Source organism: Amycolatopsis granulosa (assembly GCF_011758745.1).
GTDB lineage: Bacteria > Actinomycetota > Actinomycetes > Mycobacteriales > Pseudonocardiaceae > Amycolatopsis_E > Amycolatopsis_E granulosa.
Window position 1 is genome coordinate 750,083 of the sequence record NZ_JAANOV010000001.1, and the last position, 16,997, is coordinate 767,079.

Sequence of the window (16,997 nt, forward strand, 5' to 3'; positions counted from 1 at the left end):
GGCATCCCTTCGCGGCATAAACTGCCACTGTCATGGTTACAGTTAGGGTGGGAAAAATGGCGGAGGACGTCCCTCCGCCATGGCTGGGTCAGCGATTCGCTGACGCGAGTTCGTGCTCGATGGCCAGCATCCGCCGCAGCAGGTCGGCGATCGTCGTACGGCCGAGCCGTTCTTCCATGGCCCGTTCCGCGTCCCGGAACTCCACCTCGAGCACAGCGCTGATGTTGCGCCCGACCTCGCACGCGTCGCTCGGTGGATGAGCGTGCCGCGACAGGATCCGGCCCTCCTCCACCGCGGCGTAGGCGTCGTGGAGCGTGATCTCCCGTGGGGCACGGGCCAGGGACCAGCCACCGCCGCGGCCCTCGGTGGACCACACCAGGCCGGCGTCGCGAAGGCTGCCGAGAATGCGCCGCACGAGAACCGGGTTGCTCGCCAGGCTGTCCGCGATCTCCGCGGACGTCAGTGAGCGATCGTCCCAGCGCGCCAACATGGTGAGCGCGTGAATCGCGACCGCGCTTCTGCTGCTGAGAGCCACCGTCGTCCCTTCGCGACCGGCCGGTGCCGATCTAGCTGTAACGAGCTTAGTTGCAGTTCAGATCGACTGTCAATCCGGCCCCTCTCGGCCGCGGCCGATCCGTGGTTACCGCACTGACCTGCGGTTATAACTGTGAGGGCGGTTCGTTCCGGACCGCCGGGCGAAGGTGTCATATTCTGACAGGTGTGGTGGCCGGGTCAGTGCCGCGACCGACGGTCCGGACAGTGGTCAGTGGGCAGCACCCACGCACCCGTCCCGGCTACCTTGACCGAACGACTGCAGGACGGAGCCCTGGTGACGAACTCGAAGCGGCCCACCCTCACCGAGCGCCGGGCTGAGGAGCTGCGGATGAGCATCGCACTCACCGCGCGGGATCTGTTCGTCGCGGAAGGCGACACCTCGGCGACGGTGGAACGGATCTGCGAGATCGTCGGAATCGCACCGCGGACCTTCCACCGCCACTTCCCGGTCAAGGAAGACGTCCTGATGCCGCTCCTGCGCCGCAGCGAGCGGGTCATCGTGCAAGCGCTCGAAGAAGCCCCGGACGACGCGGACCCGGCGGAGGTGCTCACCTCGGCGCTCACCACGGAGCTCGCCCGCAGGCAGGTGCCCGAGTACGACCACCAGATCATGACGTTGATCATCACCACTCCGCAGTACCGCCTCCGCTTCGTGGAGTGGTGCGAGTCGCTCGGTGAGCCGATCACCCGGTTCCTGGCGCGCTACTACGAACTCGACGCGGACCCGTTCCTCCGGGAACTGCCCGCGCGGCTGGTGATACAGACCCTGCGGCAGGCGCTGATCCACTGGGTCGAGAGCGGTCGTTCCGGGGACTTCGACGAGCTCGCGAAGTGGGAGTCGCGCGGTCTGCGTCTGGCGCTGAGCGGATTGACCCCGCGGACGGCGGGCGAGTGACGTGATCCCACGGCGGGGGGCCCGGCCGGCGGCCGGGCCCCCCGCGCGTGCGCCGGTCTAGGAAGCGGCCGCGTGGCGGGCCGCGATGTAGCCGTACACGATGCCCTGGCCGATCGTCGCCCCCGCACCGGGATAGGACGTGCCGAAGGCGTTGGCCGCCGTGTTCCCGATCGCATAGAGGCCCTCGATGGCCGTCCCGTCCTCGCGCAGGACGCGTGCGTGCTCGTCGGCGACCACACCGCCGCACGTGCCGAGGTCGCTCAGAACCATCTTCACCGCGTAGTACGGCGCCTTGCGCAGCGGCGCGAGGTTGGGGTTCGGCGCGACCGTGGGATCGCCGTAGTAGCGGTCGTAGGCGCTTTCCCCGCGGCCGAAGTCCGGATCGTGTCCCGACCCGGCGTGGGCGTTGAAGCGCTCGAAGGTGTCGCGGAAGGCCGCCGCCGGCACGCCCATCGCTCCCGCGAGCACGTCCAGGTCGTCGGACCGGTGCGCGACACCTGCCCGGTACCACGCTTCGGGGATCGGCTGTCGCGGGAACACGCTGCCCGCCAGGATGTAGTTGTTCCGGTAGCGCTGGTCGAAGACCATCCACATCTGCCCGACCGGCGTGCCGGCACGTTCCCGCGCGAGCACGGCCTGCCCGAACGACATGTAGTCGATGGACTCGTTGATGAACCGCTTCCCGGTCTGGTCCACGATGAACGCGCCGGGCAGCGACCGCTCGGCGAGCATGATCGCCGGTGCCGAGCCGGGCAGCGGCGCGAACGCCGGGAACCACCAGGCCTGGTCCATCAGCGCGAGGCCGGCACCGGCCTCCTGCGCGGCGCGGATGCCGTCGCCGGTGTTCCCGTCCGCGCCCAGGCTGGCGTGCTCGCCCAGGCGCGTCGACTGGAACTCGTGCCGGGCCACCATGTCGTGGTCGAACCCGCCCGCCGCGAGGACGACACCGTGGCGCGCCGTCACGGTGACCTCAGCGCCCGCCTGGCGGAGCACGGCACCCGACACCCGGCCACCGCTGCGGATCAGGCGGACGAGGCTCGTTTCCGTCCACACCGGAATACCCGCGCGCAGCACACCCGCGTACATGCCCGCCGCGAGCGCCTGCCCGCCGGCCACGTACTCGCGGCCGATCAGCTTGCCGCCGACGCCGAGGACGAGCCGCTGGATGATCCGCGGGATCGCCTTGCCCGGTTTGCGCGCCACCAGGTTCATCCACTTGTAGTCCGCGCCGGTCACCGGCATGGGCACCGGTGCCGCCATCACGCCCGGGCGGAGCCTCGGGCGCTCGTCACGCAGGACGGCGGCGTCGAACGGGCGGCATTCGCAGGTCCGTCCCGCCGGACGGCCCCCCGGTTGCTCCGGGTGGTAGTCGGAGTAGCCCTCGGCCCAGAAGAACCGCATCGGCGTGGTCCGCGCGAGCATGTCGACGGCGGCCGCACCGTGCTCGAGGTACGCGCGGCTGCGCTCGGCGGGTGCCGACTCGCCGACGACCGCCCGCAGGTACTTCTCGGCGTCCGGAACGGCCTGCGAACCCTTCTCGGGCAGGAGGGAGTTGCCGGGGATCCAGAACGCGCCGCCGGAGCGCGCGGTCGATCCGCCGACGTAGGCCGTCTTCTCGGCGACCAGGGTGGACAGTCCGAGCTCGTGCGCGGCCAGTGCCGCGGCCAGCCCGGTTCCCGATCCGATCACGAGCAGGTCGACGGTCGTGTCGCGGGCAGGCACGAGCGGAGGCAGTTTCTTCGTCATGGGTCTCCAGCTCCACTTCGTTCTCGCAGTAACAGTTCGGCTCACGGTTCGTCCCCCGACTTGCCCGCCAGGCGGTGGTCAGCGCCGCAGGAACGCCAGCACCACGGCTTCCCACGCGTCCTTCTGCTCGATCATCACCCAGTGCCCGCAATCCGGGAAGATGTGCACCTCGCCGCGCGGCAGGACGCGCATCGGCAGCAAGGCCATGTCCACCGGGCTGACGCGGTCGTCCCGCCCCCACGTGACGAGCGTCGGGACGTCCAGCCGTCCCAGAGCGGCCCAGCTCGGCGTGACGGTGGCGTCGCGAGCTCCTGCGGCCATGCGCGCCAGCGCCGCCGCGCTGTACATGCGGCGCGAGTTCTCCAGCGTCGCCGGGTCGGTGGCCTGGCGCCAGCGGTCCTCGATCAGTTCCTCCGTGACCAGCTTCTGGTCGAACACCATCGACCGCAACCAGGCGATCAGGGCAGCACGCGTCGGGTTCTCGACGAACTCGCTGAGCCGGACGATGCCCTCCCCCGGCTGCGTGCTGAACAACGGGGTGCCGATGCCACCAACGGTCACCAGGCGTTCGACTCGCTCGGGGGCCGCGAGTGCGAACTCCGTGGCGACGAAGCCACCCATGGAGTTCCCCACCAGGCGCACCCGCCCGAGCCCGAGGCCGTCCAGCAGCGCACGCACCGCCGTCACGGCGGACAGCATGGGGTGCACGGCGCCGAAATCGTCGCTGACCCCGAAACCCGGGAACTCCAGGACGATCGTCCGGTAGTCACCGGCGAACGCCGGCACGTTGGCGCCGAAGTTGCGCCATCCGGTCACCCCCGGTCCGGACCCGTGCAGCATCACCAGTGGCAGACCGTCCCCGCTCTCCCGGTAACGCAGCACACCGTGCTCAGTGGACAGTTCGCGAAGTTCGGGCACGGCACGGGAATCGGCGGAAGCGCTCATGTTCCTGACCTTGCCACCGTCGGGGCACCGGCGCCGTGCGGGCTCCCGGTGAGCGGACACCCCAACCGGCCGGTCACGACGCCACGCTGAGGCGGCCGTAGCGACCCCGGAAGAACACCAGCGGTGCCAGGTCCGAGGACGACAGGTGGCGCACCCGCGACACCACGATGGTGTGGTCACCGGCGACGTGCTCGGCCTGGGGCTCGGCCTCGATCCACGCCAGGCAACCGGTGACCACGGGCGCCCCGGACGGGGACGGCGTCCAGCCGATCCCGTCGAACTTGTCGGCACCCGGCCGCGCCAGCTGACGGCACACCGCCTCCTGTGCATCGGACAGGATGCTGACCGCGTAGCGGCCCGCCGACCGGACCCGCGGCCACGACGTGCTGGCCGCACCCACGCAGAACGCGACCAACGGCGGATCCAGTGAGACCGAGGTGAAGGAATTGGCGGCCAGCCCGACCGGCTTGCCGGTTTCGCGGTCGATTCCCGTGATCGCCACGACGCCGGTGGCGAAATGCCCCAGCACGGTGCGCATCCGAACCGGGTCCAGCTCAGGAGAGCTCCGGCTGGACAGCTCCCCCACCGTGACGTCAGAGCCGTCGCGTGTCATCGGGTGTTCCTCTCGCTCAGTTCGCCGCGGCAGCCCGGCCGGCTCGGCGGCCGTAGAAGCTGCCGTCTCCCAGGGATGCGCCACTGACGTAGCCGCCGGTGCAAATGCCCGATGTGCAGCGGCCCGCCGCGAACAGACCAGGGATCGCCGTTCCGGATACGTGCAGCACCCGGCCGTCGAGATCGGTGCGCAGGCCCCCCAGCGGAAACCCGGCGGTGCGGTGGCGCAGGTCGAACCCGGCCACAGCACCGGTGATCGGGCGCAACCACCGGGGTCGCTTGCCCCACAGCGGGTCACGGTGCTGCGCCGCGTAGTCGTTGTAGATCCGCACCGTGGACTGGAGTGTCCACTCGGGAAGCCTCATGTCGGCCTCCAGCTCGGCCACGGTGTCCGCCGCCCACGTCGGTGGTATGCGCAGGGCGGGCGTGGCGGTCTCGGTGGCGAGGGCCTCCTCGTACGCGCGTTCGTCCATCACCAGGAACGCCTGGTCCTGCTGGTGGAACAGGGTCATCTGGCCGATCCGGCCCGGGTAGGTGTCCTCGGGGACGTAGCGCTGGCCCTGGGCGTTGACCAGGATACCGCGCGCCATCAGCTGCGGGTCGCAGAAGAAGGCGACCTCGGTCGCGTCCATGTGCGCGGTGGCCGCCCCGAGTGCCGTGGCCAGCAGGATGCCGGTGCCGTCGTGCTCCTCGATCGCGGCGCCGGGACGGCCGATCAGCTGCGGCGCGTGGTCGGCGACCATGCGCTCGGCGTAGGCGAAGCCGCCGGTTGCCAGCACGACCCCGCGGTCGGCGCGGATCGCGACGCGCTCGCCGTAACGTTGCGCCAGCACCCCGGCCACCCGGTCGCCGTCGACGACGAGCCCCGTCAGCCGGACGTCGTACCGGACCCGCACGCCGAGGGCCTCGGCGGTCTCGGCCAGCGGCTTCATCAGCATGTAGCCGCCGCCTCGTTCCCCGCTGCGCTTGTTCTGCATCCGCGGTACGTGGCCGCGGGGAGCGGGCGTGGCGATCGCGTGGAACGGCGCGGCGTTCTCCCCGCCGGAGTAGGCGAGACCTTCGTCGTGCGGTGGTTCCCAGCCGGGTTCGTCCCACAGCGCCTCGCGGAACGGCACACCGTTGCCGACGAGCCAGTCGTAGTGCTCGAGGCTGCCCGCGCAGTAGTCGGTGATCTTCGCCTCGTCGGCGCCCGGACCGACCGCGGCGAGCAGGAACTCCGTCATGTTCTCCGGCGTGTCCGCGAAACCGAGGGCGCGTTGCAGCGGGGTACCACCACCGAGGTACACGAAGCCGCCGGCCAGGGCCGCCGCGCCGCCCCAGCCGCTCGTGCGTTCCAGGATCAGCACGTCCGCACCGGCCCGCGCGGCCTCGATGGCGGCGCACACGCCGGCGATGCCGTACCCGGCGATGACCACATCGGCCGAGTCGGTCCAGTCGCCGATCGACGCCGCGGAAACCGGGCTGATCGCGTTCTCCGGATCGGTTCGCATGGTGGGTCTCCGTCCTTCCTGGGTGATGTCGCGGAACTGGGACCCGGTGCACCGCGTGAGCCGGAGTCACGCGGTGCCCGGATCAGGGGTGGCGATGGTTCGCGCAGCCCTGGCGAAACTTCAGGAGCCGGCCGGTGCCGCCGGAGCGGCTTCCCGCTCCGCGGCTTCCCGCGCTTCCTTCATCTCACGCATCCACAACCATTCGTGACCCCAGTAGCTGTCCGCCGTGATCTCCTCGGCCGTGTAGTAGCTTTCGTCGACGAGCTGGCCACCGGTGCCGTACTCGATGTCCCAGCCACCCGGGACCCGCACGTAGAAGGAGATCATCTTGTCGTTGGTGTGCCGCCCCAGCGTCGAGGAGACCGGGAAGTCCCGCGCCATCACCTCGTCGTAGGCCCGCCCGACGGCGTCGAGGGAATCGACCTCGACCATCACGTGGATCAGCCCGGGGTCCCGGCCCTCCAGGCTGGGCATGATCGCCAGGCTGTGATGCCGCTGGTTGACGCCCAGGAACCGGATGCGCAGCGGACCGGCCTCGGGCGGCCCCGGCATCCGGAACGCGCCGCGGGAGAGGAAGCCGAGGGTCTCGGTGTAGAAGGCGAAGGACTCGTCGAAGCTGGTGGTCGGCATGACCACGTGCCCGAGCCCCTGCCCTCCGGTGACGAACTTGTGCGCGTACTTCGTCAGCACCGGGCTGTGCTCCAGGACCGGGCCGTGGAAGAACTCGAGCGGGGTGCCGCCGGGGTCCTTGAGGCAGATGCCGGCTTCCACCTTCCGCCGGTCCGCGAGCTCCTGCGTCATGGGGGTGTAGGCCACGCCCGCCGCATCGAGGGTCGCGGCGAGCCGGCGCAGCGCCGGCGCATCCCTGACCTCCCAGCCGACGGCCGTCACCCGGTCCGCGGCGCCGCGCTCGACGGTGATGCGGGACGGGCGCTCGTCCATGCGGAAGTGCAGCGCGTCGTCCTCGTCTCCGAAGCCGGGTGCGAAACCCAGCACGTCGAAGCCGAGTTCCCGCCAGCGCTCCAGGTCGGTGGCGATGACCCGGACGTATCCGAGTCCCTTGATCTCGGTCATGGTTGATTCCTTTCCGGACGGACGATCAGATCATCACGCGCAGTGGCCCCTGCGGTACCTCGACATCCAGCGAGGCCATGGCCGAGGCGTGGTAGGTGGTGCTCGAGACGTGAATCGCGTGGTGCAGGCCGGCGTGCGCGTCGCGCCAGAAGCGCTGCAGCGGGTTGTCCATGCGCAGCGCATTACCCCCGGCGCGGTCGAAGATCTCGTCCGCCGCGCGCACGGCACGCCACGCCGCGCGAACCTGGTCGCGGCGAACACGGGCGCGGGTGGCGAAGTCGATGTCCCGTCCACGGTCGACCAGGTCCCACACGCGGTCCACATTGGCCAGCAGCTGCTGGCGGGCGGCGTCGATCTCCGACGCCGATTCGCCGAGCGCGTGCAGCACGTAGGGGTCGTCCTTGATGACGTTACCGCTGGCGCCGACCCGGTTGCGCTGGTAGTCGATACCCGCGGCCAGGACACCCTCGCAGATGCCGATCGTGGCCGCCGTGATCCCCAGGGGGAAGATGGTGGACCACGGCATCTTGTAGAGCGTCTCGGTGACCCCGTACTCCTTCGCCGCGGTTCCGTCGATGACCTTGTCCGCCTCCATCACCCGGTAGTCCGGGACGAAGGCGTTCTGCACCACGATGTCCTTGCTCCCGGTACCCCGGAGACCGACGACGTCCCACGAGCCGTCGATGATCCGGTAGTCCGACCGGGGCAGGATGACGTGCAGGCTCCGCGGCGGCATCAGCGGTTTCCCGTCGGCACCGCCGACCATCGCGCCGAGGAAGATCCAGTCACAGTGGTCGGTTCCGGAGGAGAACTGCCAGCGGCCGTTGAGCACGTAGCCGCCGTCGCCCGGGACGGCGATGCCCGCCGGCATGTAGGGCGAGGCCTGCCAGGTGTCGCTGTCCGCAGCCAGGATCTCGTCCTGCACCTTGGGATCGGCGAACGCCAGCTGCCAGGGGTGCACCCCGACGATGCCGCCCACCCAGCCCGCCGACCCGTAGATGCTCGCGGTCTTCATCACCGCTTCGGCGAACTCCCGCGGGTGGGCTTCGTAGCCGTGGTACTTCGTGCGCTGCAACAGGCGGATGAGGCCCGCCTGGCGGAGGCGTTTGGCCATGTCGTCGGGCAGCCGGCCCAACGTCTCGCCGTCGTCCGCGCCCGCGCGGAGCTCGTCGGCCATCGCCACGATGTTGTCGAGTACTGGATTGGACATGGATAGCTCCTGGTCGGTGTCACTGGACGGTGTCACTGGATGTGGGATCGGGTGGCGCGCGCGGCGCCGACGGGAGCGGGTGGCACGGATCAGTACGCGATCGACACCTCGTCGCTGACCGGTTCGGCCTGGCAGGCGAGGATGTATCCCTCGGCCAGGTCGGCCTCGGCGAGGATCGCGTTGCGCGCCAGGTTCACCTTCCCCGACGTCAGCGAGCAGACGCAGGCACTGCATGCGCCTTCCCGGCACGAGTACGGTGCGTCGATGCCGGCCGCCAGCAAGGCGTCGAGGAGTTTCCGCCCCGCCGTCCACGGCACGACGTGGTCGGCTCCGTCGATCGACACCCGCACGGTGCAGGCGACCTCCGCGGTGCCGGGTTCCGTTGCGTCGAGGGGGGTTCCGGCGGCGAACGGATCCTGCTGGAGCGACCGGAAGCGTTCCGCGTGCACGCGGTCGCCGGGAATTCCGGCGTCGGCGCACGCGGCGGTGGCGAGGTCCATCAAGGGCGCCGGCCCGCAGAGGTAGACGTCCCGGTCGGCGAGCGGGCGCAACAGCAGAGCCAGCGTGCGGCGCGTGGGACGGCCTTGCAGGGACTCGAGGTGGTGGATCACGGTGAAGCGCTCGGGGAAGCGGTGTTCGAGCGCCCGGAGCTCGCCGGGAAAGATCACCGACTCCTCGTTCCGGTTCGCGTAAATCAGGACGACGTCCCCGGTGCCGCCGAACAGGATCGACTTCGCGATCGCGATCACCGGTGTGATCCCGCTGCCGCCCGCGATCAGCCCGACCGGGCGGTCGAGCGCCGCCGGGGTGAACGTCCCGGCGGGCGGCAGCACCTCGATCTCGTGACCGGCCTCGACGGTGTCACACAACCAGTTCGAGCCGTGCCCGCCGGAAACGCGCTTCACGGTGAACTTCAGGGCCGGGTCGCAGTGCGGGGAGCTGGACAGGGAATAGCACCGCGCGGATCCGGACCCCGCATCCGGGACCCGGACGGTCAGGAACTGCCCCGGCCGGTAGTCGAAGAGGTGCGCGGCCTCCGCCGCGGGCTCCACGACGAACGAACGTGCGTCGGCGGTCTCGTCGATCACGGCCCGCACCCGGACGATCGTCCCGCGCGAGGCCGGCGCCGTGGCGCCGGCGTCGCCGCGGAGCTCGTGGCCGGCACTCGTCTCGGTGAACATCCACCCTCCTGGTTGCTCGTCGCCGCCCGCGTTTCCCGGTGCGGTAGCGGGACTCGGGGAACCGTAGAGCCGCGGCCGGCGGCGCGGTCCGGATCGTCTCGCTCACTGGGAGACCGATCGCGGGCCGCCCGACGCGGCGGAGTAACCGGACCTGGCTTCCCACTGGGCGGGTCACCGGCCGTTCGCAGGCGCTCTGCTGTGCTGGCATCGACCCCGACCCGGCGCGGACCCGCGCCACCATCGCCGTGAAAGGAAAACCGATGCTGACCGTGGACCAGCTCACCGACGCCGTGGCGGAGTACGTTCGCCGACTTAACGCCGGCACGGCGTCCGACATCGCCGCGCTCTACGCCGACAACGCCACGCTGGAGGACCCGGCCGGCAGCGAGGTGCGAACGGGACGAGCGACCATCGCGGCGTTCTACCACGAACTCGACGGCCTCGACCTCACCGCCGAGCTGCTCACCGTCCGGGCGTCCGGGGACACGGCGGCGTTCCACATGCGAGTCGTCACCACCGCGGGCGGGTTCGTCACCTCGATCGAACCGATCGACGTGATGACCTTCGACGCGGACGGTCTCATCACCAGCATGCGGGCGATCTGGAGCCCGGGCGACATCGTCCACCGCCGGACCACCCCGGCCTGATGCGCGGTCCCGGCGCCGCGCGACGTTCCCGCTCAGTGAGCTGTACCCGGCCGCACGGCGCCGGGCCTTGTTAGAACCGGTGGGTCGCCTTCGCGACGCAGCGGCGGCCGACCGGCCCGGCGCCGCCCCCACCGGCACCACTTTCCAGGAGAGTGCACATGACCTCACCGCAGCAGGACCAGGAAATCCGCCGGATCGAGGCGGACGCGGCACCGGCCCGCTTCGCCCGCGGCTGGCACTGCCTCGGCTTGATCCGCGATTTCGCGGACGGCAAACCACACACCGTCCACGCCTTCGGCACGAAGCTCGTCGTGTTCCGCGGCGCCAGCGGCTCGATCAACATCCTCGATTCCTACTGCCGTCACCTCGGCGGCGACCTCTCCCAGGGGCAGGTCAAGGGCGACGAGATCGCCTGCCCGTTCCACGACTGGCGGTGGGGCGGCGACGGCCGGTGCAAGCAGATCCCGTACAGCCGCCGTGTCCCGCGGCTCGCCCGCACCCGGGCGTGGACCACGCTGGAACAGGACGGGATGCTGTTCGTCTGGCACGACCCGGAGGGCAATGGGCCCACCGACGAGGTCGCCATCCCCCGCATCGAGGGCGCGGGGAGCGACGAGTGGACGGACTGGCACTGGTACACGACGGTCGTGAACACCAACTGCCGGGAGATCATCGACAACGTCGTCGACATGGCGCACTTCTTCTACGTGCACGGGTCGTTGCCGACCTACTTCAAGAACGTCTTCGAAGGCCACGTCGCCACCCAGTACATGAACGGGGAGGCCCGCGACGACTACCCGGCGCCCGAAGGGCAGCCGAAGATGCTCGGGACCACGTCGGTCGCCTCCTACTACGGCCCGTCCTTCATGATCGACGACCTGACGTACCACTACGAGCACGGTGACCACCACACGGTGCTGCTGAACTGCCACTACCCGGTCACGGCCGACTCCTTCGTCCTCCAGTACGGCATCATCGTCAAGAAGTCGGCCACGCTCGGCGAAGAGGCGGCGATGCGGTCCGCCATCGCGCTCGGCGACTACATCAAGCTCGGCTTCGAGCAGGATGTGGAGATCTGGAAGAACAAGGCACGCATCGACAACCCGCTGCTGTGCGAGGAAGACGGCCCGGTGTACCAGCTGCGCCGCTGGTACGAGCAGTTCTACGTCGACGTCGCCGACATCCGCCCCGAGATGGTGGACCGGTTCGAGTACGAACTGGACACCACCCGGCCGCAGCAAGCCTGGCACGCGGAGGTCGCCGCCAACATCGCGGGCCGGGCCGAACCGACGGGAACCCCGGCGTGAGCGAACCCAGAACCGACGCCCGGCTCGACGAGGTGCCCATGCAGCCGCTGCGGTGCCACCACTGCGCGGCCCGGCTGCTGGTGCGCAAGAGCAGCGTCGAGCAAACCACCCTGCAGTGGAACGCCGAAGCACGCTCGGCCTGTCCGGAACTCCGGTCCGCACCGGCTGCCGGACCGGCGATCGCGGGCTGCTCGCGGCTCAGGGGATCCATCGATGCGGAAGTAGCCGCCGGACGACTCCGGGTCGTCGAGGCACGGACCGCGTGATCGCGGGCTCGTCCCCCGGGGCGAGCCCGCATCGCGGTGCATTCCACCGAAAGACACGGCACGTGGTTTACAAGGCCGCCGGGATCTGCCTACACTCACCCCTGTCAGTTTCTGACATTTGGTCAGAACGTGACACTCTGACGATGTCCCCGGAGGTGGTGTGGCAATGGCGCACATCCAGGAAGCCCCGGCCGCGATGATCGACCGCGTCGCTTCGCTGCTGGAGTCCTTCGCGGGCGAGCGGCCACTGACACTGGCCGAACTCGCGCGCCGCTCGCACGTCCCGCGGTCCTCGGCGCATCGCATCCTGCAGCGCCTGGTCGAGCTGGGCTGGGTGGAGCGCAAGGAATTCCGGTACGCGCTGGGTATGCGCATGTTCGAACTCGGCGCCCAGTTCACCCAGCGGCAGGCCGTGCCCCGGACCGCCGTGCCGGTGATGGCCGAGCTGCACCGGCGCAGCGGCCTGACCGTACATCTGAGCATGCTGGCCGGCGCCGACATCGTGCACCTCGAGCGGGTGGGGTCGTGGCCGTACACGACCGGGCCGTGGAGCGTCGGCGCCCGGCAGCCGGTGACGATCAGTGCCGCCGGCCGGGCCTTGCTCGCGGCCCTGTCCCCCGCCCGCTGGCCCGAGCTGCGGTTCGAGAAGGCCCCGACCCGGTATTCCATTCAGTCGCACACGCAGCTCCTGCGCGACATCGACCGCATCCACGACCGGGGCGGCGTCGCGGTGGACACCCAGGGGGCGCACTGGGGTGTGACGGCCGTGGCCGCCCCGATCACGACCGGCGACGACGAAGCGCAGTTCGCGCTGTCGATCTGCGGCCCGAGCCGGACGCTGGATCTCGGGCCGGCGATCGCCGAGGTGCGCCACGCCGCCGCAACCGTCCGGCGCGCCGCCAGTGGGCTGCCCCCGCTGCGGTCCCGCCCGGCTCCGGCCAACCACGCCACCCGGGCACGGGCCCGGGTGCAGCCGTCCTCCGGCGCCCCGCTCCAGCTGGTCGACATCGATCCCGCCTGACCCGGGCGGGTGAGCCCGCTCGGGTCAGAGTTTCGCCGCCAGCGTTGCGCGCAGCTGCGCGTTCCGTCCCGCCAGCACCTGGTTGGCCTTGCCGCGCTTCAAGTACAGGTGCACATCGTGCTCGAAGGTGAACCCGACACCGCCGTGCAGCTGGAGGCAATCGGCCGCGACGCTCATCAGCGTGTCCGTGCACACCGTCTTCGCGATGGCCGCCACCGTCGCCACGTCGTCGCCCGAACTGTCGGTCGCCGCACCGCTCGCCGCGCAGCGCACCGCGTACCGCGCCGTCGCCAGCGCACCGTGCACCGCCACCGCCAGGTCCGCGCACCGGTGCTTGAGCGCCTGGAACGAACCGATCGGCCGGCCGAACTGCTCACGCACCTTCAGGTAGGCGACCGTCGCCTCGAGGCAGGCACTCGCCGCCGCCGCCGATTCCACCGCGATCGCGATCCGCACCAGATCCACCAGCCGGCGCGCGAGGTCGTCGCCCGGCGCGAGCCGCTTCGCCGGCACGTGCGAAAACTCCACGTCCGCCAGGCGCCGCGTGTGGTCCAGGGCCCAGTGGGCGGTCCGGGTCACTCCCGGCTCCGCCGGCGAGACCAGGTACACCCCGCCGTCCTCGCCCAGCACCAGCACCAGGTCGGCACGCGCGCCGTGGGGCACCGCCCGTGCCGTGCCGTGCAACCGGCCGCCGTCCACCCCCACCGGACCCGCGAGACCCGCCACCGCGATCGCCACCGGATCGGTCGCGAGCCGGCGCAGCACGGCCTGCGCCGGCTCGCCCGCCTCCGCGAGCACCGTCGCGGCGACCAGCGTGTCCGGCACCGGCGAGGGCACCACCGCCCGGCCGAACTCCTCGATCACGACGGCCGCCTCGGCGAAGCCCAGCCCGAGCCCGCCGCAGGCTTCCGGCACGGTCAGCCCGCCCAGCCCCAGCTCGGTCACACCGCGCTCGAACAGGGACCGGTCGTAGCCGTCGTCGCTGTCCATCGCCGTCCGCCGGCGCGCCGGATCCGCCTCCGCGCGCAGGAAGTCCGCGACCGCCTTGCGCATCTCCTCGCGCAGGCCTTCGTCCTCGTTCACCGGGTACTCCGTTTCATCCCCGCGGGAGCCCGAGCAAGCGCTCGGCCACGATGTTGCGCTGCACCTCGTTCGACCCGCCGTAGATCGTGTCCGCCCTGCTGAACAGGAACAACGTCTGCTCCGGTGACAGGCCGTAGGATTCGCCGACGGTCAGCGCGTCCTCGCCCAGCACGTCCACGGCCAGCTCACCCAGGTCCCGGCGCCAGGTCGCCCATTGCAGCTTCGACAGCGACGCCTCCAGGCCCGACACCGAACTGCCGGCCGAGCGCAGCGTCGACACCGCCGTGTACCGCAGGACGCGCAGGCCGATCCACGCGCGCACGAGCCGGTCACGCAGCTCCGGCTCGTCGAACGCGCCGTTGCGCCGCGCCAGCGCGACGACGTGGTCGAGCTCGCGGCGGAACCCGATCTGCTGCCCCAGGGTGGCGACGCCGCGCTCGAACCCGAGCGTCCCCATCGCGACCCGCCAGCCGTCGCCCTCGGCGCCCACCCGGTTGGCGACCGGGGTGCGGGCGCCGTCGAAGAACACCTCGTTGAACTCGCTGGTGCCGGTGATCTGCTTGATCGGCCGTACCTCGATCCCGGGCTGGTCCAGTGGCACGAGCAGGTACGACAGCCCGGTGTGCCGGGCCGACGCCGGGTCCGTGCGCGCCAGCACGAAACACCAGTCGGCGACGTGCGCCAGCGAGGTCCACACCTTCTGGCCGGTCAGGACGTACTCGTCACCCTCCCGCACGGCGCGGGTGCGCACCCCGGCAAGGTCCGAGCCCGCCCCGGGCTCGGAATACCCCTGGCACCACAACGTCTCCCCGGCGGTGATGCCGGGCAGGAAGCGCCGCTTCTGCTCCGCCGAGCCGAACGCCAGGATCGTCGGGCCGACCAGCTGCTCGCTCATGTGCAGCAGCCGTCCCGGCCCGTTCGCGCGGGCGTACTCCTCGTGGAAGATCACCTGCTGCGCCAGCGACGCGCCGCGGCCACCGTGCTCGACCGGCCAGCCGAGGCCGATCCAGCCGCCCGCACCGAGCCGCCGTTCCCACTCGCGCCTGCGGTCGAGCGCCTCGTCCTCGCGGCCCTCCCCGCCGAGCCCGGCCACGTCGGCGAACTCCCCGGTGAGCTGCTCGGTGAGCCACGCCCGGACTTCCGCCCGGAATTCCGCGTCATCGGCCGTCATCGTCAGGCCCCGTACACCGGTGCGGGCGGCTCGGCCTTCGCGACGAGGTCCGCGACGACGGCGCCGAGCTGTTCCGGTTCCCACCGGCGGTCCTGGACCGCCGGTGGTCCGTGCCGCCAGCCGTCGGCGAGCGACACCTCCCCGCCGGCGATCTCGAACACCCGCCCGGTCACGTTCGCGGCGTCGCTGCCCAGCCAGGCGACCAGGCCGGACACGTTGGCCGGGTCCATCGCGTCGAACCCCGCGGCGGGTTTGGTCATCTTCTCCGCGAAGACGGCCTCCGTCATCGGTGTGCGGGCCGAGGGTGCGATCGCGTTCACGAGCACGCCGTAACGGGCGAACTCCACGGCCGCGACCTGGGTCAGCGCGGCGATCCCGGCCTTGCTCGCCGCGTAGTTGCCCTGCCCGACGCTGCCCAGGAGCCCGGCGCCGGACGAGGTGTTGACAACCCGCGCGGCCACCGGTTCGCCGGCCTTGGCCCGGTCGCGCCACCACGCCGCGGCGTGCCGCAGGGGGACGAAGTGGCCCTTGAGGTTGACGGCCATCACCAGGTCCCACTCGGCCTCGCTCATGTTGACGAGCATCCGGTCCCGGTTGACCCCGGCGTTGTTCACCAGGGTGTCGAGCCGCCCGAAGGTGTGCACGGCGAGTTCGACGACGTGCCGTCCCGCCTCCCAGTCGGCGATGTCGGCCACCACCGCGACCGCCTCGCCGCCCGCGGCACGCACCTCGGCGGCGACCGCCTCGACCGAGGCGGACATGTCGTTGAGGACGACCTTGGCACCCTGGCGCGCGAACTCCAGGGCGTGCGCGCGGCCGAGACCCTGGCCCGCGCCGGTGATGATGGCGACCCGCCCCGCGCAGAAGCCGGTCGTCCGCGTGTGCTCCGTCATGCGCCCAGGAAACCACACCTCGCGCGCACGAGCAAGCGCTTGGTAGAAACACCGCTGACGGGCGCCAGGATCCTCCGCAACCAACCAAGCAAATGCTAGGCTAGCCGCCGACCGTCACCCCCAGCGAAGGAGCCCCATGCCCATCATCCCGGCGACCCGGGACGACGGCATCCGCGTCGTCACCGTGGACTACCCGCCCGTCAACGCACTGCCCGTGGCCGCGTGGCACGACCTCGCCGAGGCGATCACGGAGGCCGGCCGCGACGAGCGCACCCACGTCGTCGTGCTGCGCGCCGAAGGACGCGGTTTCAACGCCGGCGTGGACATCAAGGAGATGCAGGAAACCTCCGGGTTCCACGCGCTGCTCGGCGCCAACCGCGGCTGCTACCGGGCCTTCAAGGCGGTCTACGAGTGCCCGGTCCCGGTCGTCGCCGCCGTGCAGGGGTTCTGCCTCGGCGGCGGGGTCGGGCTGGTCGGCAACGCGGACACGATCATCGCCAGTGACGACGCCTACTTCGGGGTGCCCGAGGTCGACCGCGGCGCGCTCGGTGCGGCCACCCACCTCGCGCGCCTCGTGCCGCCGCACCTCATGCGCACGCTCTACTACACGAGCCGCACGATCACGGCCGAGCAGCTGCTCACCCACGGTTCGGTGCTCGAGGTCGTGCCGCGAGCGGAACTGGACGAGGCCGCGCTGCGCGTCGCCGCGGAGATCGCGGCGAAGGACCCCCGCGTGATCCGCGCGGCGAAGGAGGCGCTGAACGGCATCGACCCGGTCGACGTCAACCACAGCTACCGCTTCGAGCAGGGCTTCACGTTCGAGCTGAACCTCGCCGGCGTGGCCGACGAGCACCGCGACCGGTTCGTGGAGCAGGGTGGGTGACCCGGCGGTGCCGGGCCA

Annotated in this window: 17 protein-coding genes; 6 read left to right on the forward strand and 11 right to left on the reverse strand. The window is 71.0% G+C overall.

Annotation, left to right across the window (positions count from 1 at the left end; all coding sequences use genetic code 11):
* Positions 1 to 88: 88 nt before the first annotated feature.
* Complete coding sequence (locus FHX45_RS03660) at positions 89 to 535, reverse strand: Rrf2 family transcriptional regulator (protein WP_167096615.1); 447 nt, start codon at positions 533 to 535, stop codon at positions 89 to 91.
* A gap of 294 nt (positions 536 to 829) precedes the next feature.
* Here FHX45_RS03660 and FHX45_RS03665 point away from each other — a divergent pair, with 294 nt between their 5' ends.
* Positions 830 to 1,450, forward strand: a complete 621-nt coding sequence (locus FHX45_RS03665; protein ID WP_167096617.1) for a TetR family transcriptional regulator — start codon at positions 830 to 832, stop codon at positions 1,448 to 1,450.
* A gap of 57 nt (positions 1,451 to 1,507) precedes the next feature.
* Here the strand turns inward: FHX45_RS03665 and FHX45_RS03670 are convergent, their stop codons facing one another.
* From FHX45_RS03670 to FHX45_RS03700, 7 genes are all read right to left on the reverse strand, one after another.
* Positions 1,508 to 3,196: a 3-ketosteroid-delta-1-dehydrogenase gene (locus FHX45_RS03670; RefSeq protein ID WP_167096619.1), complete on the reverse strand. Its 1,689-nt coding sequence runs from the start codon at positions 3,194 to 3,196 to the stop codon at positions 1,508 to 1,510.
* Between the two features lie 78 nt (positions 3,197 to 3,274).
* Positions 3,275 to 4,141, reverse strand: coding sequence for an alpha/beta fold hydrolase (locus FHX45_RS03675; RefSeq protein ID WP_167096621.1), 867 nt, complete (start codon positions 4,139 to 4,141; stop codon positions 3,275 to 3,277).
* Between the two features lie 73 nt (positions 4,142 to 4,214).
* Positions 4,215 to 4,754, reverse strand: coding sequence for a flavin reductase family protein (locus FHX45_RS03680; RefSeq protein ID WP_167096623.1), 540 nt, complete (start codon positions 4,752 to 4,754; stop codon positions 4,215 to 4,217).
* 16 nt (positions 4,755 to 4,770) lie between these two features.
* Complete coding sequence (locus FHX45_RS03685; protein ID WP_167096625.1) at positions 4,771 to 6,243, reverse strand: FAD-dependent oxidoreductase; 1,473 nt, start codon at positions 6,241 to 6,243, stop codon at positions 4,771 to 4,773.
* 120 nt (positions 6,244 to 6,363) lie between these two features.
* Positions 6,364 to 7,317: a VOC family protein gene (locus FHX45_RS03690; protein WP_167096627.1), complete on the reverse strand. Its 954-nt coding sequence runs from the start codon at positions 7,315 to 7,317 to the stop codon at positions 6,364 to 6,366.
* Between the two features lie 25 nt (positions 7,318 to 7,342).
* On the reverse strand, positions 7,343 to 8,527 hold the full coding sequence (locus tag FHX45_RS03695; RefSeq protein WP_167096629.1) for an acyl-CoA dehydrogenase family protein: 1,185 nt from the start codon (positions 8,525 to 8,527) through the stop codon (positions 7,343 to 7,345).
* Positions 8,528 to 8,616: 89 nt separating this feature from the next.
* Complete coding sequence (locus tag FHX45_RS03700) at positions 8,617 to 9,708, reverse strand: ferredoxin--NADP reductase (RefSeq protein WP_167096631.1); 1,092 nt, start codon at positions 9,706 to 9,708, stop codon at positions 8,617 to 8,619.
* A 260-nt stretch (positions 9,709 to 9,968) separates the two neighbouring features.
* Between FHX45_RS03700 and FHX45_RS03705 the strand changes: the two genes are divergently transcribed.
* The 4 genes from FHX45_RS03705 (at position 9,969) to FHX45_RS03720 (ending at position 12,949) form a co-directional block, all read left to right on the forward strand.
* Positions 9,969 to 10,355, forward strand: coding sequence for a nuclear transport factor 2 family protein (locus tag FHX45_RS03705; RefSeq protein WP_167096633.1), 387 nt, complete (start codon positions 9,969 to 9,971; stop codon positions 10,353 to 10,355).
* Positions 10,356 to 10,513: 158 nt separating this feature from the next.
* Positions 10,514 to 11,662: a 3-ketosteroid-9-alpha-monooxygenase, oxygenase component gene (locus FHX45_RS03710; RefSeq protein WP_167096635.1), complete on the forward strand. Its 1,149-nt coding sequence runs from the start codon at positions 10,514 to 10,516 to the stop codon at positions 11,660 to 11,662.
* Positions 11,659 to 11,928, forward strand: coding sequence for a ferredoxin (locus tag FHX45_RS03715; RefSeq protein ID WP_341771339.1), 270 nt, complete (start codon positions 11,659 to 11,661; stop codon positions 11,926 to 11,928). The genes FHX45_RS03710 and FHX45_RS03715 overlap by 4 nt, the downstream gene beginning before the upstream one ends.
* Before the next feature lie 166 nt (positions 11,929 to 12,094).
* A complete protein-coding gene (locus FHX45_RS03720; protein ID WP_167096637.1) occupies positions 12,095 to 12,949 on the forward strand; it encodes an IclR family transcriptional regulator in 855 nt (284 codons plus the stop codon).
* 24 nt (positions 12,950 to 12,973) lie between these two features.
* On the opposite strand, the gene FHX45_RS03725 is transcribed toward FHX45_RS03720, so the two are convergent.
* The 3 genes from FHX45_RS03725 to FHX45_RS03735 are packed head-to-tail and all read right to left on the reverse strand — an operon-like array spanning position 12,974 to position 16,096.
* Entirely contained in the window at positions 12,974 to 14,032 is a 1,059-nt protein-coding gene (locus FHX45_RS03725; RefSeq protein ID WP_167096639.1) for an acyl-CoA dehydrogenase family protein, read from the reverse strand.
* A 13-nt stretch (positions 14,033 to 14,045) separates the two neighbouring features.
* Positions 14,046 to 15,203, reverse strand: coding sequence for an acyl-CoA dehydrogenase family protein (locus FHX45_RS03730; protein WP_167096641.1), 1,158 nt, complete (start codon positions 15,201 to 15,203; stop codon positions 14,046 to 14,048).
* A gap of 2 nt (positions 15,204 to 15,205) precedes the next feature.
* Positions 15,206 to 16,096, reverse strand: a complete 891-nt coding sequence (locus tag FHX45_RS03735; protein WP_167096643.1) for an SDR family oxidoreductase — start codon at positions 16,094 to 16,096, stop codon at positions 15,206 to 15,208.
* A 136-nt stretch (positions 16,097 to 16,232) separates the two neighbouring features.
* On the opposite strand from FHX45_RS03735, the gene FHX45_RS03740 reads away from it, so the two are divergent.
* Complete coding sequence (locus tag FHX45_RS03740) at positions 16,233 to 16,979, forward strand: enoyl-CoA hydratase family protein (RefSeq protein ID WP_167096645.1); 747 nt, start codon at positions 16,233 to 16,235, stop codon at positions 16,977 to 16,979.
* The last annotated feature ends 18 nt before the right edge of the window (positions 16,980 to 16,997 follow it).